This is a genomic window from Affinirhizobium helianthi (assembly GCF_042680945.1).
Classification (GTDB): Bacteria; Pseudomonadota; Alphaproteobacteria; order Rhizobiales; family Rhizobiaceae; genus Neorhizobium; species Neorhizobium helianthi.
In genome coordinates this window covers 107,592-122,498 of sequence record NZ_JBHUEQ010000002.1, presented here as the reverse complement: position 1 = coordinate 122,498, position 14,907 = coordinate 107,592, and the positions used below count along the sequence as shown (strand labels likewise).

Here is a 14,907-nt window from a genome sequence, read left to right as displayed (position 1 = left end):
CTGAGCGCGCACCTCAGAAACAAGAAAACCCGCCGAGAAAAAATCGGCGGGTTTGTCAGCGGTCTGACCGCGCCCATTGGGCGCGGTTTTTTGTTTGCATGGTCAGTCGATTTCGGCACTGATGAAGGCATGATCTTCCTCCAAGATTCGGATGCCTGACATGCCCGCTAGCACTGATACAGTCCTTGATCGTTTCCTCCGCTATGTCGTGATCGATACCCAATCCGATCCCCTTTCGAATGCTCAGCCCTCGACGGAAAAACAGAAGGATCTGGGCCGCGTGCTGGAGCGTGAATTGCAGGACCTTGGGCTGTCAGATGCGCATATGGATGAGCACGGCAATGTCTATGCCACCATCCCCGGCAACAGCACCAGGAATGTTCCGGTGATTTGCTTCTGCTCCCATATGGACACAGCACCCGATTTCAGCGGCGCAAATGTGAAGCCACAGATCGTGAAGAACTACCAAGGAGGCGATATTCGCCTGATCGGCGACCAGTCTCAGGTCATCCGCGTGAGCGATCACCCGGAACTTCGCAACCAGATCGGCCATGACATCGTCACCACCGATGGGACAACGCTGCTCGGCGCTGACGACAAGGCCGGTATCGCTGAAATCATGAGCGCTGCGCAGTATCTTCTGGCGCACCCGGAGATCAAGCATGGCCCCATCAAGATCCTGTTCACGACAGATGAGGAAATCGGCCGTGGCGCTGACAAGGTGAACCTGGAGAAGCTGGGGGCCCAATTCGGCTATACGCTGGACGGCTCGACCATCGGTGAAATCGAGAACGAAAACTTTTCTGCCGATGGCGTCACAATCGAGATTTCCGGTGTTGCCATGCATCCCGGCACATCCAAGGGAAAGATGGAGAACGCCATCAAGATCGCATCAGAAATCGTAGCGCGTCTGCCCAAGGATCAGTCTCCGGAAACCACTGAGGATCGCGAGGGCTTTCTCCATCCCGTTTCGCTCACCGCCTCCATGGAAGGCGCGACCATCGGCTTCATCATCCGTGATTTTGAAGAACAGGGCCTTGCAGAAAAGGAAGCGCTGCTCCGCGACATCACCGAGGACGTGTTGACGCTCTACCCTGGTTCGAGCCACACGTTCACAATCAAAAATCAGTACCGAAACATGAAGGTGGTCCTGGATCGACACCCCGAAGTGGTGGACAACCTGATCGAAGCGACGCGGCGCGTGGGTCTCACCCCAAAGCTCACCAGCATTCGCGGCGGCACGGATGGCGCACGCCTTTCATTCATGGGCCTGCCCTGCCCGAACATTTTTACCGGTGGTCACGCCTATCATTCGCCGCTCGAATGGATCAGCGTTCAGGATATGGAAGTAGCAGTCAGAACGATTGTAGAGTTGGCGCAGGTATGGGAAGAACGGGCAGCTTAAGCTGGCCGCGCCCGAAAATCATCACACCATGATATACTTATAAATGACACTAACTCCTGTATGCATTAGGGATCTTGACATCATAGTGCACAATATTGACCTAATCTAAACGTTTTCCGACTAAATGCTTAACCTATTGGTGTAAAAACGCTCCTCCAGGGATGAGGTTGATGGTCATTGATTTTCTGTTCCGCTCATTGCGCGGTCGCTTTACTCTGCTAACTGTTGCCGGCTTTGCTCTCGGCTTGAGTGCCGTTGCCATGGTGGGAGCTGCTTTCATGGAAAGCGCCATGCGTGAGGAGGCTAAGAAGTCAGCGCACAGTCTACTTCTTCAATATGCGAACGATATCCGCTCAGAAATTTCTCGAACGACCGCTCTGGTCCAGACAATCGCAGAAAGCGCGGCTGCTGTTGCCGCAACCGCTAAGCCGGATCGCGACGTGCTGGGTGATATGGTCCTGCGGTCTCTCCAAGCGGAGCGGGATCTTCTGGGCTTGAGCCTTGTTTTCGAACCACAGGAACTGGACGCTCTGGACGAGCAATATGTGCAACACCCGAATGCGGAGGCAAACAGCGGACGCTTTGCCACCTACTATTACCGCAAGGGCGGTCCAATCTCGATCGAGAAACTGGATATGGCCGATCCTGTAGCCCAGGTTTGGTACAACACGCCGCTGGCGGCTGGTAGCGCAGTTATCACACCTGCCTATACCGATCTCATTGAAGATGTAGAGACGATGATCACGACCATCGCTGCACCCGTAAAGCGAGGTGGGAAGGTGATTGGCATATCCGGCGCAGATTTTAATCTGAGCGATATTTCGAGGCGTGTGGGAGCGCTAAAGCCGTTCCGCACAGGCCATGTTTCCCTCATTGATGGCTCAGGGCTCTGGTTGGCGAATGCGGATCGTTCGCTGTTAGCCAAATCGGCGGAAGATGCAAACTACAAGCTTCTCGCTCCCAGGGCGTCGGTGACAGACGTATCTGATTATACTGATGACGTAGGGATTTATCACGCGGCCGTCAAAGTGGCATTTCCGGGGCTGAAACAGGAATGGACATTGCTACTTTCCGCTCCTGCTGACGAAATGGTCATCAGCGCTCATCAGGCGCGCGATAAAATGCTCATGTTCGGCGGTATAATTGCCATAATCGCCATGATCCTCTGCATTGTTGCAGCCAGCCGTTTCTTTGGACCAATCTCAATCATGACACGCGTCATGAACCGTCTGTCGGCCGGCGACTACCAAGTGAAGATTCCGTTTGTTCAGCGCAAAGACGAAATCGGCGCGATGGCCGCTTCCATCGCCGTCTTTCAATCGGCAGCCATTCGTAATCAACAATTGGAAGCTGAGGCAGAGAACGCCCGCGCTCTCATGGAAGACGAGCGTCAGCGCACCCAGGCGCAGGCAGAGGCGGACGCTGCTGAAAAGCTACGCATTGCCACTTCCGGGCTTGCTGGAGGATTGAAGCGGCTCGCCTCAGGTGACCTCACCTTCAGCTTGGCTGAACCCTTCGCACCAGAGTTCGAAAGCCTCAGACACGACTTCAATCACTCCCTACAACAACTGAGCGAAACCCTGATATCCATTACGGATGGAGTTCGATCCATTGATGAGGGTGCAAGCTCCATCAACGAGGGTGCTGGCGACCTCTCTAAGCGAACAGAGCAACAGGCCTCAGCTTTGGAGCAGACGGCTGCCGCTATCGAAGAAATCACGATCAATGTCAAAAATGCTTCTGAACTGACTGAAGAAGCACGCCGTGTTGCCGATCAGGCTAATAGAAATGCCAGCCAATCGAGCGTCATCGTCGTCCGCGCGGAAGAGGCCATGCGTGCTATCGAAGAAAGTTCTTCCAAGATCTCCAGCATCATCGGCGTGATTGACGAGATCGCCTTCCAGACCAATCTGCTGGCTCTGAACGCAGGCGTAGAAGCCGCAAGAGCTGGTGAAGCTGGCAAGGGCTTCGCCGTCGTGGCTCAAGAGGTCCGCGAACTGGCGCAGAGATCTGCCGCCGCTGCGAAGGAAATCAAGGCACTCATCCTCACCTCCAACGGCCAAATCGGAGATGGCGTGGAATTGGTTCGGCAGGCTGGCGCGGCACTTTCGGAAATCTCGGGCTACATCAGCCACATGAACGACCATATGGAGTCGATCACAAGCTCTGCCCGTGAGCAGTTTGTTGGACTTGCGGAAGTCAATTCCGCTATCAGCGAACTGGATCAAACCACACAGCGCAACGCTGCCATGGTTGAAGAAACGACAGCATCAGTAAGCTCACTTGCAGGAGAAGCCAATAGACTCCAGAGCCTTGTTGGGCGGTTCCAATTGCCTTACCAGCGCCAGATTAGCCGCGCCGCCTGAAAATCTTCGAGCGGACGAAGGAACGACACACGGCATTCCGGCAAGCGGCCAAGGTAATGACTATTGGAGCATTTACCTGAGAAAAGTGCGTAGCGGTTTTCCGTGCGGAAACGCGTAGAAACGAAGAGTGAGAGCATTTTCGTGTTTCTGTTAGATACGGAAACGCTCTAAAAAAGCCGGCCCCAGGAGAGACCGGCTTTTCAATGCTATCCCACTGTCTTATCAGGCAGCGCGTGCCTTGCTCGTAGCCTCGAAGGCTTTCTCCACTGCTGCGTCGCGATCATAAACATCGTCGAAATATTCGACCTTATTGTCTTTATTCGGCCACGCCGTGAAGTAGGCGACGTAGACCGGAATCTTCTGCGGAACCTGAATCGCCAGATTCTTGCCCTGGGCGATCTTGGAGGCCAGTTCCTGCTCGGAGATACCGAGAACCGCAGCCGCCATCTTGCGCGGCTCTGCAAGGCGCACGCAGCCATGGCTCAAGGCGCGCATATCGCGCTGGAAGAAGCTCTTCTGCGGCGTGTCATGCATGTAGATGGCATGCGAGTTCGGGAAGAGGATCTTCAACTCGCCAAGCGCGTTGTCGCTGGACGGCGGCTGACGAACGGAAATCGCCTGCGTCGAGCCATACCAATCGACAGCCGTGGAAGGCACGGCGCGACCGGCGACTTCGACCTGATAGCCCATGCGATCGAGGTAGCTCGGATCCTGGCGAAGCTTCGGCAGCATCTCATTGACGATAATGGACTGCGGAACACCCCAATAAGGGTTCAGCTCAACCGTCTGGATCTCATCGGAGAAGAAGAAGGTTTGATGCCGGGGCGAACCGACCACGACGCGCATGGAGAACTGCTCCTGCCCATGATCGTGGTAATACACCCGGAAAGCTGGCTGGTTGATCAGGACGTAACGATTGCCAAGTTCATTCGGCAACCATTTCGTTTGCTCCATGGCAACAACAAGCTTCTGGATCTTGTTTTCGCTGGTATGGCCAGTCATCGCCCGCAGGGTTGCCGGACCGATCACGCCATCCGCCTTCAGACCTGCTTCTTTCTGGAAGCCCTTCACCACATCAACCAGTTCCGGCGAATAATCCGGCGTGTTCTGATAGGAAGCGAAAACAGCCTGATGCTGGGTTTTAAAGCTTTCCGAGGCGCGATGCTGAATGGCTGCAATGACCTTGGCCAGCTCAGCATTGCTTTCGCCCGGCTTCAGCACAAGCTTTTCCGGCAGCTGAGGTGCCTGAACCGAGGTCGCACTTTCTGCCTTGACCCGCGCAAGTTCAGCTTTCAGTGCCTGATACTGCGGATTTGTCGGCTCATATGCCGCCAGAACCGCGCCGGCATCGGCAGCCGTCTGGAGCGAAGGCAGGATTGTGGACAGGGCCACATCGCGCCGTTTCAGATCGTGGTACTCCGAGATCCGATTTGGATCGATACGGCCGCGCGCCAGATCCTGAGCAAACATGACCGCCTTGGCGGAGAGAGCCAGCTCGAATTGCATCAGATCCTTCTGATGCTGATCCGCTCCTGCCGGTGTGGAGGAACCTTCCATTGCAACTGGGGCCGGTGCATCGGCTTGCGCGGAAACCGGCGTCACAGCAGCACCCTCAGCAGGGGCCGCATTGCTGCTTTCAACCGGGGATGCAGGCTGCTGGACTGCCGGTTCGTTGGTGACACTCGACGTGGTCAGAGCTGGCACGCTCAGGCGGTAATCCGCCGGATCGAGACCGAACTCCCCGGCCTTTTCCATAAGCGCCAGAACCGCGTGCGCACGCGCGCTCACATCTTCGTTTTCCACCCAAAGGGGAGCGGCATTCTTGGCGTAGAAGGCTTCAACGGCAGTGGCAACATCCGGTGCCGCATTGACCTTGGCCTCAGTGAGGAAACGTGCGGCATTTGTGGCAGAAGCCGCCGCGAAGCCCTGCGTCTTGATCTGACGAGCCACATCGGCACGGTAGGTCAGATATTTCGGCGGAGCCACCTTCGGCAAAGGCTCCGGGTCACTCAGGTCGATGGCGCGCTGGCTGATGGCGGGTGCGACAGCACCCCTCGCCTGGCCTTCCACTTGCTCCTGCACGCTCTCGCGCTTGCCACGCAGCATGTCCATCAGCGTCAGCGCATTGGCGCTACCTGTGCCCATGAGGGAAAAGGAGACGCCTGCAAGCAATGCAACCGCCAAGGAATTCTTCGTATATGCGTGCGGCAATTTCGTCCCCGTCACGTTGTATGGGCCTTGAATCAGTGGGCCTCGTGAGCCTTTTGCGCCTGTCTAACGGATCGGGCGCCCTGTGAAAAGTAAACGAAAGACACACCGGCAATATCTTTTTGATGAGCAGCCTGCGCCTTATCGTTTCCGTAAGATTAATGAACCATTCGTTAAATTTTTACTGACGTGGCGAACACAGCACAGGAACGTGATCGGCATCTCGCAGGGACATGCATTGACATAAGGATACGTGCCAATCCGAGACTTGGTGTGGCAGGCCCGCAGTAGAGTACCCGATCTAATCGATTTTGACTGGTCTGCCTGCTGCTGCGGTGCTTGAAGTCCCCCGGCAAACGTATAGTAATGCGCCCGCCAAACTGCTGTAGGCGGCTGGTGAAATGGCCGCCCTGCATTCTTATTCAGACCCTGTGAAACAGAGGCATACAGATGACCACGCGCACCGAAACAGATACCTTTGGCCCTATCGAGGTCGCCGGCGACCGCTACTGGGGCGCACAGGCTCAGCGCTCGCTCGGCAATTTCAAGATCGGCTGGGAAAAGCAGCCGCTTTCCGTGGTTCGCGCCCTTGGCATCGTCAAGCAGGCAGCGGCACGCGCCAACATGGCACTCGGCGTTCTGGATGCGAAGATCGGCGAGACGATCATCGCTGCCGCACAGGAAGTCATTGATGGCAAGCTGAACGATCATTTCCCACTGGTGGTCTGGCAGACCGGTTCCGGCACGCAGTCGAACATGAATGCCAATGAGGTGATCTCCAATCGCGCCATCGAAATGCTTGGCGGCGAAATGGGCTCCAAGAAGCCGGTTCACCCGAACGACCATGTGAACATGAGCCAATCTTCGAACGACACCTACCCGACGGCTATGCACATTGCCTGCGCGGAACAGATCGTTCATCACCTCCTGCCAAGCCTGAAGCACCTTCATGCCGCACTGGAAGCCAAGTCCAAGTCTTTCGCGCATATCATCAAGATCGGACGTACGCATACGCAAGATGCGACACCGCTGACGCTCGGTCAGGAATTTGGCGGTTACACCGCGCAGGTCGCTTCGGCTATCAAGCGCCTGGAAGTTTCCCTGCCCGGTCTTTATGAACTTGCACAGGGCGGCACTGCCGTTGGTACGGGCCTCAATGCCCCGGTCGGCTTTGCGGAAAAGGTCGCCGAAGAGATCGCCAAGATCACTGGCCTGCCCTTCGTGACCGCGCCGAACAAGTTTGAAGCGCTGGCGGCCCACGATGCTATGGTTTTCGCGCACGGCGCCATTAACGCTGCCGCTGCCGCCCTCTTCAAGATCGCAAACGACATTCGTTTCCTCGGCTCTGGCCCACGTGCGGGCCTCGGCGAACTGGCACTGCCGGAAAATGAACCCGGCTCGTCCATCATGCCGGGCAAGGTCAATCCGACCCAGTCAGAGGCCATGACACAGGTTTGCGCTCACATCTTCGGCAACCATGCCGCAATCACCTTTGCCGGAAGCCAGGGCCACTTCGAACTGAACGTCTATAATCCGATGATGGCCTATAACTTCCTTCAGTCGGTACAGCTTCTGGGCGATGCCGCCGTGTCCTTCACGGATAATTGCGTCGTTGGCATCGAAGCACGGGAAGACAACATCAAGCGCGGTGTAGAAAACTCGCTGATGCTGGTCACCGCGCTCAACAGCCGCCTGGGCTACGATGCCTGCGCCAAGATTGCCAAGACAGCACACAAGAACGGCACCACCCTGCGTGAAGAGGCGGTCGGTGGCGGCTATCTGACGAACGAGGAATTCGATCAGTATGTCCGTCCGGAAAACATGATCGGACCGAAGTAAAAAGACCTGGAGCGGCCTATAACTGCAACCCAGTGTAGGCCGCTCCATCTCATGCGGAATTTTGACCGCACCCTCAATCTCTCGTTTTTTATCTAATACATTATCACATTAATCGGATCTGGACGTTAATCTCAGCTATCCGGCAGGCGAAGTAAGGCACCACTAAATTCTTCATATTGAATATTAATTTGTCAGCGGAATGGCCATATGCGTTAATAAGTTGCAAATGATTCGTGCCTAACCATCACACAAGTCCCCTGAATGACCGGAGCAAAGCAATGACGACCGCCGTTGCGCAGAAGGCGCAGCCCGTGGATGTGGCTGGACAGATTTTGCATGCTATGCGCGTCATGAACGTGTCACCGATCCCTCGCAATTATCAGCTGTTTTACGAAGCCTATATCGGGACCAATCCTTCCTTGACCCGGGAAATTGCACTCTTGGGGAATCGCCCGCTGCAGGAGGAGCTGGATGAACTGGCTTCGAAGCACCTCGGCACAGGCGAAGTGGCTGTGGTGGAGCGGGCGCACAGCAAGCTCGTCGAGGAACTGGATACGCTGCTGAACCTCCTGCGCTTCGAGCAGGCTTCGCTTGAGAGCTACAACCGCCTTCTTGGTGAAGCAGCAATCAATATTGGCGCAAAAAGCAATTTCTCGGCCGAGCTGCTCCGCAATGCCATCGATCTTCTGGCCAAGGCCACGGGCGAGACCATCGCCCAAGGAGAGAAGACTGTCGAAGGCGTCGTTCAACGAACCCAGGAAGTCGATCTGGTTCGCAAGGAGCTGGATGAGTACAAGCGGATCGCCAACACGGATTCGTTAACAAGGCTGTGCAATCGGCGGGCATTCGATGAAAAGCTGGCAACGCTTTATGACGATACAATGCAGCTTCCCGTCACCGCGCTCGTTCTGGCTGACATCGACAACTTCAAGAAATTCAATGATACCTACGGGCATCCCGTGGGCGACAAGATCCTCACGTCAGTTGCCGCAGTCCTGCGCTCCAATGTCCGCAAGGATGTGTTCGTGGCACGCGCCGGCGGAGAGGAATTCGCGCTCATCATTCAGGGCAATACAGCAGACGAGGTGATGGCCACCTGCGAGCGACTTCGCAAGGCTCTCGAGACGCGCCCGTTTCGCAATTCCCGAACCGGCGTGGATTACGGCCCCATCACTATCTCGATCGGCTATGCCATGGCCTCACAAGCCGAAGACGCCGGTGATCTGTATGTGAAATCGGATACCGCGCTCTATTGCGCAAAGAATGGCGGTCGCAACAGGTGTATGGCGTATGAGGACGGCATGCAGAAGGATTATGTCAGCAAAGGCTGGCTGATCTACAAAAAGTAATATGGGCCGCTCACGCGGCTACCACATTGTCGTCTTCGCACGTTGCGGCCATTCCTGATCATAGCGCTGGCTATCAAAATCGACTTTCGCCGCCTTCAGCATCTCTCCGGCCGTTGGCAGTTCAGATTCCGGGAGGAAGCGTTCCGGATTCCAGAGTTCCGAACGAATCACAGCCCTGGCGCACTGGAAGTAAACCTCCACAATCGTAACAACGGTGACGCTTCTCGGATGATGGCCCTGCATCTCGAAACTCGCCAACAGATCGGGCTCGACGGAGACAACGGCGCGTCCGTTGATACGCATGACAGTGCTGGATCCGGGAACAAGGAACATCAGCGAAACGCGTGGATCTCGCACAATATTGATCAGTGAGTCGACGCGGTTGTTACCCCTCCAGTCGGGCAGAAGAACCGTCTGATCATCCTGAATGCGCACAACGCCACCGATGTCGCCCCGCGGCGAACAATCAAGCCCCTCGGGACCGACGGTGCTCAGAGCAACAAATGGTGAGGCTTCGATCATGCGCCGATATTCCGGCGTGAGGTGCCGCGTTACCTTGATCAGCGAAGCTTCACTCGGATCTTTATAGATCTCGCGCAGCTGCTCGACGGATTGAATGATCGACATGCACATACCCCTCCCACACGCCCTGCAAGGCGTAACGGATCGGCACTATCGCCGCAAGTCATTCCCCCTCAAGCTCCCCCACCTCGTCGGCGGCGTGCGGGATGCGCGCAAGTCGTCGGTACTCCCAGACTGCCACGCACAGAAGAACAACAACCGCACCAAGCGCGGACCAGAGCGTGGCCCAGCGTCCGGTCACCAGCATCAGGCTCAGCAGTGCCGCTATGCCCAGAAGGTGCGAATGCGGCAAATGGTCGGTGGTCGCCCATTTCACCCACAGATTACCGGCAAGAAAAACAACCGGGCCGCCGATGACGACGAAGGCTCGCGCGTAACCACCGCTTTCATAAGGATGCGCAAGAAGATGTTCAGCCGCAACGGCGCAGAGGATCACGCCGGCGATCACTGGTATATGCGCATAGGTGAACACGTGCAGAGCCACTTCACCAGGCTCCGCCGCCTCCTCGATTTCCCGCGATGCCTTTTCGTGACCGAAATGGAAATAGATCCACCACATCAATCCAATCGAGAGGAATGAGCCAGCGAGGATGGTAACGACGATGGGCGACATGTCCTGTTCGGAAAAACTGCGCCCGGTGGCCAGGATCGACTCACCAAGACAGATCATGACGAAAAGCCCGCATCGCTCCGCCATGTGCTCGCCGGAAATGTGCCAGTCCTCACTGCTTGAACGGCCCATGCCTGGAACGGGAAAGCGCAGTTCCGGCGCGGCGAACTCGATCAACAGCGCAGCATACCAGATGTATAGCCGAAGCTCGGGCTCCACCAACGCACCGGCTATCCACACCACGCCTGAAAGGGCAAACCAGATGGACACCCGCTGAAAGTTCCGGGAAACATCCGGCAGCACGTGGCGAAACGCAAAAACTGCAAATATGGAGCGGCCAAGCTGCATGGCCACATAGGTGGCCGCAAACAGAAGCGCCCTATCCTCAAAAGCCTTGGGTATGGCTGAAGACATCAGCAGCCCCAGGAACATGAGGGAGAAAAGCAGCGCCCGCACCGGCATGCGTTCCGGATCCAGCCTGTTGGTCACCCAAGCGGTATGGTTCCACACCCACCAGAGAGCGAGGGCAAAGACGCCCCCTTCTGCCAGACCGGCGGGCGTAAAATCGTCCGCCACGAAATGCGATAGCTGAATGAGCGCGAAGACGAAGACGAGATCGAAGAAAAGCTCGGGGAACCCGACCGTTCTCTCACGGTCATCGCCTTCCTTCACCCAGTGATCGGCATCTTTTCCTTCGGCGGCCATATAGCTCCTATCGCGCCATACCTGGCGCATCCCGGCTCATGCCCTTGGCGGCCAGCTCTGTTTCATAGGCGGCGAACAGCTCGTCACCCTTCTCTCCCAGCTCTCGCAGATAACGCCAGGTGAAGATGCCGCTGTCATGGCCATCGTCGAATGTAATGCGAACAGCGTAATTGCCGGCTGGCACCACATTGCGTATTTCCACCATCCGCTTGCCCGGAACCGTGACCTTCTGCCCAGGGCCATGTCCCTGAACCTCGGCAGAGGGCGAAAGCACACGCATTGTCTCTGCCGGGATGGTGAAGCTCGCTCCATCATCGAAAGAAACGGTCAGTTGGCGCTTGTCCTTCGACACACGCAATTCCGATGGCCAGGCTTGATCGTAGGCTTCACTCATTTTCCTGTAATCCGCTTCGTGTGAGACATGGCGCACAAGCAAGGTTCTGCAAGTGCGCATGTGCTTGTCAGTACGTTTGTATTTGGCTTGACGCCTGCCCCATCAAGCCCCATCTTCCGCGTCAGGAGGATGTGTCTTGAACAGTCTGGTCAATCCGAACGCTACACATACGCCATTGCGCGGCGACACGCAGCCCATGATCGATCCGTTTGGCCGGTCCGTGACATATTTGCGCGTGTCCGTGACAGACCGCTGCGATTTCCGCTGCACCTATTGCATGGCGGAAAACATGACCTTCCTGCCGAAGAAGGATCTTCTCACGCTGGAAGAGCTTGATCGGCTCTGTTCCGCCTTCATTGGCAAGGGTGTACGCAAGCTGCGACTGACCGGCGGCGAACCACTTGTGCGCAAGAACATTATGTTCCTTATCCGCTCTCTGGGCAGGCATATTCAATCCGGTGCGCTGGAAGAACTGACACTGACGACCAATGGCTCACAACTGGTGCGGTTTGCCGATGAGCTTTACGAACATGGTGTGCGTCGCATCAATGTTTCGCTGGATACGCTGGATCCGGACAAGTTCAAAGCCATCACGCGCTGGGGTGATTTTCACCGCGTGATGCAAGGCATAGAAGCTGCTCGCAAGGCGGGCATCAAGGTCAAGCTCAATGCCGTCGCCCTCAAGGGTTTCAACGATCAGGAAATCCCGTCAATGCTGCGCTTCGCGCATGAGCGGGGCATGGACCTGACTGTGATTGAAACCATGCCCATGGGCGAGATCGATGAAGACCGCACCGATCAATACATGCCGCTTTCGGAACTTCGTGCGCAACTGTCCGAACGGTTCACCATGACCGACATTCCCTTCCGCACCGGCGGCCCGGCCCGCTATGTCGAGGTGCAGGAAACCGGAGGTCGCCTCGGTTTCATCACGCCGATGACACATAACTTCTGCGAAAGCTGCAATCGGGTGCGGCTCACCTGCACGGGCACGCTTTATATGTGCCTTGGCCAGAACGACGCGGCGGATTTGCGCACAGCGCTGCGGGCTTCCGATGATGAAAATTATCTTTCGGCCGCCATCGATGAAGCCATCCGCCGCAAACCGAAAGGCCATGACTTCATCATTGATCGCAACAATCGTCCGGCTGTCGCCCGCCACATGAGTGTGACAGGCGGCTGACCGATCTTTTTTCAGGAAGCAAGCCGCATCCCACTCTGCGCGGTTCCGCGATTGACCTTGAAACGGGCAATCAGGTCGTAGAGCGCCTGAGATTCGGCGGCAAGCGATTGGGCCGCGGCATTCGCCTCTTCCACTGTGGCGGCGTTTCTCTGCGTCGCCTGATCCAGCATGTTCACAGCCGTGCTGATTTCGGTGATCCCGGTTGCCTGTTCTCGGGAAGCCTGCGAAATGGCTGCCACGTTCAAATCGACATCCTTCACTTGCTGCACGATCTGTTCCAGGGCCGAACCGGTTTTATTGACCAGCGACACCCCAAGCTCCACGGCCGAGCCGGACGCTGAAATCAGTGTCTTGATATCCTTTGCGGCATTGGCAGAGCGTTGCGCGAGTTCCCGCACTTCCTGCGCCACCACTGCAAACCCCTTGCCCGCCTCGCCTGCGCGCGCAGCTTCAACGCCCGCATTCAACGCCAGCAGATTGGTCTGGAATGCGATTTCGTCGATCACCCCGATGATCTTGGATATTTCCCTGGAGGAATCCTCAATTCTCGCCATGGCGCCGGTTGCATCCTGAACGATGTTGCCGGAAACCTCAGCACCATTGCGGGTTTCTGCCACCAGCCGCTTCGCCTCAAAGGCACGTCCGGATGCGTCATTCACCGTGGTCGTCAGCTCATTCAGTGCCGCCGCCGTTTCCTCAAGGGAGGCAGCCTGCTTTTCAGCGCTGCGGGCAATCTCGTGCGAAACCGAGTTGATGACCCTGGCATTGCTGCTCAGCGCCTCTGCGGACTGCTGAATACCGGAAATTGTTTCTTCCATCGCCCGCAGGGCAAGGTTCAGGTCTATACGGATCTGGTCAAGCGCGGGATCCAGCCGCTCGGAAAAATCGGCGGTCAAATCGCCTGCCGCCATGCGAGAAATCACCTGACCGATCTTTTCAACCGAAGCCATACGCGCGGTGATATCTGTTGCGACCTTGATGACCTTGTAAACCTGGCCCTCGGCGTTGAAGACGGGGGTATAGGCGGCCTGAATCCAGATCTTACGTCCGCCCTTGCCAAACCGCACGAAGTTGTCGGCAATGAACTCACCCTTGCGCAACCGCTCCCAGAAATGTCCGTAGTCGGCAGTGTTCACATAGGCTGGATCGCAAAACATCCGATGATGCTGGCCAACAATCTCATTCAGGCCATAGTCCATGGCCTTCAGAAAATTCTCGTTCGCCTTGATGATCTTGCCGCTCACGTCGAATTCAATGATAGCCTGGCTCTGATCGATTGCGATCAGCCTATTTTCATCGTCAAGGGCAGCCATTTTGCTGGCTGTAACATCGCTTGCGATCTTGAGTATCCGCACAACCTTGCCATTATGAAAGACAGGATTGTAAGAAGCTTCGATCCAAATATCTGTACCATCGCGCTTTTTGCGGCGGAACTGGCCGCGCTGAAAACGGCCATTGGTCAGATCGTTCCAGAAGTTTTTGTATTCCGGCGAGCCGGTTATGGCTGCATCGCAGAACAACCGGTGATGCTTGCCGACGATCTCCTTCAATGTGTATTGAAGCGCGTTGCAGAAGTTCTCGTTCGCATGGATAACCGTGCCGTCCGTATTGAACCAGATCATTGCCTGCGATTGTGACAACGCAGCCATCTCATCCGCAGTCCGTGACGCATTAAAGAGATTGCGAATTGTCATTTGCCGAAATCCTTACGGGAACATCGAAAGCCAGTACAACTTCAAATGATTTAACAATCCCTAATTTTCAGAAACACATTTGTCTGATTTAGAATTAGTAGTTCCTAATTGAGACCACTAACTCCTTGGATATTATGAGACACTGCAACAGCTGCACACTTTGCTGCCGCCTACCTGAAATTGAGGAGTTGCAGAAGGCTGCGGATCAGCTGTGTCGCCACTGCGTCCTTGGTTCGGGCTGCGCGCACTATGATACCCGCCCGAAGACCTGCCGTGACTTCCTCTGTGACTGGATGAAGGATCCGGCGCTTGATGCCGCGTGGAACCCGCTTGCGGCGCACATGATGCTCTACTCGCAAGGAGCACAGAAAACAGTTCTGGTGGACCCTGCCTATCCGCATATCTGGCAGTCAGCACCCTATGCAGGTCTCTTGCAGGATCTGGCTGAGAAGTGTGAGCAGGAGGGCGGCTACCTCATCCTCTTCTGTGGAGACGAGGTGCGCCGGATCCGGTCAGCGAAAACAGAAAGGCCGCCGGAAGTTCCGACGGCCTGAAGTCATGCATCAGGGACT

Annotated in this window: 11 protein-coding genes; 6 read left to right on the top strand and 5 right to left on the bottom strand. The window is 56.1% G+C overall.

Translation table 11 applies throughout. The annotated features are described in order from the left end of the window. The first annotated feature begins 160 nt into the window (after positions 1–160). Positions 161–1,405: a peptidase T gene (gene pepT, locus ACFSE1_RS00555; protein WP_377395004.1), complete on the top strand. Its 1,245-nt coding sequence runs from the start codon at positions 161–163 to the stop codon at positions 1,403–1,405. 170 nt (positions 1,406–1,575) lie between these two features. Further along, positions 1,576–3,771: a methyl-accepting chemotaxis protein gene (locus ACFSE1_RS00550; protein WP_377395001.1), complete on the top strand. Its 2,196-nt coding sequence runs from the start codon at positions 1,576–1,578 to the stop codon at positions 3,769–3,771. Between the two features lie 222 nt (positions 3,772–3,993). Here the strand turns inward: ACFSE1_RS00550 and ACFSE1_RS00545 are convergent, their stop codons facing one another. Beyond that, complete coding sequence (locus ACFSE1_RS00545) at positions 3,994–5,955, bottom strand: L,D-transpeptidase family protein (RefSeq protein ID WP_377394997.1); 1,962 nt, start codon at positions 5,953–5,955, stop codon at positions 3,994–3,996. A gap of 474 nt (positions 5,956–6,429) precedes the next feature. Between ACFSE1_RS00545 and fumC the strand changes: the two genes are divergently transcribed. Then, positions 6,430–7,818: a class II fumarate hydratase gene (gene fumC / locus ACFSE1_RS00540; RefSeq protein ID WP_377394994.1), complete on the top strand. Its 1,389-nt coding sequence runs from the start codon at positions 6,430–6,432 to the stop codon at positions 7,816–7,818. A gap of 278 nt (positions 7,819–8,096) precedes the next feature. After that, positions 8,097–9,167 carry a GGDEF domain-containing protein gene (locus ACFSE1_RS00535; protein WP_377394991.1) on the top strand — a complete coding sequence of 357 codons (1,071 nt, stop codon included), beginning with the start codon at positions 8,097–8,099 and terminating at the stop codon, positions 9,165–9,167. Positions 9,168–9,185: 18 nt separating this feature from the next. Here ACFSE1_RS00535 and ACFSE1_RS00530 read toward each other — a convergent pair whose 3' ends face one another. The 3 genes from ACFSE1_RS00530 to ACFSE1_RS00520 are packed head-to-tail and all read right to left on the bottom strand — an operon-like array spanning position 9,186 to position 11,458. Beyond that, positions 9,186–9,794, bottom strand: coding sequence for a pyridoxamine 5'-phosphate oxidase family protein (locus ACFSE1_RS00530; protein ID WP_377394987.1), 609 nt, complete (start codon positions 9,792–9,794; stop codon positions 9,186–9,188). 58 nt (positions 9,795–9,852) lie between these two features. Further along, the gene (locus tag ACFSE1_RS00525) at positions 9,853–11,064 is read right to left on the bottom strand and encodes a low temperature requirement protein A (protein WP_377394984.1); all 1,212 of its coding nucleotides are present in this window, start codon (positions 11,062–11,064) and stop codon (positions 9,853–9,855) included. A 7-nt stretch (positions 11,065–11,071) separates the two neighbouring features. Further along, a complete protein-coding gene (locus ACFSE1_RS00520) occupies positions 11,072–11,458 on the bottom strand; it encodes a gamma-butyrobetaine hydroxylase family protein (RefSeq protein ID WP_377394981.1) in 387 nt (128 codons plus the stop codon). A 196-nt stretch (positions 11,459–11,654) separates the two neighbouring features. On the opposite strand from ACFSE1_RS00520, the gene moaA reads away from it, so the two are divergent. Then, positions 11,655–12,641 carry a GTP 3',8-cyclase MoaA gene (gene moaA / locus ACFSE1_RS00515; protein ID WP_377395022.1) on the top strand — a complete coding sequence of 329 codons (987 nt, stop codon included), beginning with the start codon at positions 11,655–11,657 and terminating at the stop codon, positions 12,639–12,641. 11 nt (positions 12,642–12,652) lie between these two features. Here moaA and ACFSE1_RS00510 read toward each other — a convergent pair whose 3' ends face one another. Continuing rightward, a complete protein-coding gene (locus tag ACFSE1_RS00510; RefSeq protein ID WP_377394979.1) occupies positions 12,653–14,335 on the bottom strand; it encodes a methyl-accepting chemotaxis protein in 1,683 nt (560 codons plus the stop codon). 188 nt (positions 14,336–14,523) lie between these two features. Between ACFSE1_RS00510 and ACFSE1_RS00505 the strand changes: the two genes are divergently transcribed. Continuing rightward, entirely contained in the window at positions 14,524–14,889 is a 366-nt protein-coding gene (locus ACFSE1_RS00505; RefSeq protein WP_377394976.1) for a hypothetical protein, read from the top strand. The last annotated feature ends 18 nt before the right edge of the window (positions 14,890–14,907 follow it).

Coding starts and splice junctions, on each gene's coding strand:
- pepT (WP_377395004.1), top strand. CDS start 161: ATGCCCGCTAGCACTGATACAGTCCTTGATCGTTTCCTCCGCTATGTC.
- ACFSE1_RS00550 (WP_377395001.1), top strand. CDS start 1,576: ATGGTCATTGATTTTCTGTTCCGCTCATTGCGCGGTCGCTTTACTCTG.
- fumC (WP_377394994.1), top strand. CDS start 6,430: ATGACCACGCGCACCGAAACAGATACCTTTGGCCCTATCGAGGTCGCC.
- ACFSE1_RS00535 (WP_377394991.1), top strand. CDS start 8,097: ATGACGACCGCCGTTGCGCAGAAGGCGCAGCCCGTGGATGTGGCTGGA.
- ACFSE1_RS00530 (WP_377394987.1), bottom strand. CDS start 9,794: ATGTCGATCATTCAATCCGTCGAGCAGCTGCGCGAGATCTATAAAGAT.
- ACFSE1_RS00525 (WP_377394984.1), bottom strand. CDS start 11,064: ATGGCCGCCGAAGGAAAAGATGCCGATCACTGGGTGAAGGAAGGCGAT.
- ACFSE1_RS00520 (WP_377394981.1), bottom strand. CDS start 11,458: ATGAGTGAAGCCTACGATCAAGCCTGGCCATCGGAATTGCGTGTGTCG.
- moaA (WP_377395022.1), top strand. CDS start 11,655: ATGATCGATCCGTTTGGCCGGTCCGTGACATATTTGCGCGTGTCCGTG.
- ACFSE1_RS00510 (WP_377394979.1), bottom strand. CDS start 14,335: ATGACAATTCGCAATCTCTTTAATGCGTCACGGACTGCGGATGAGATG.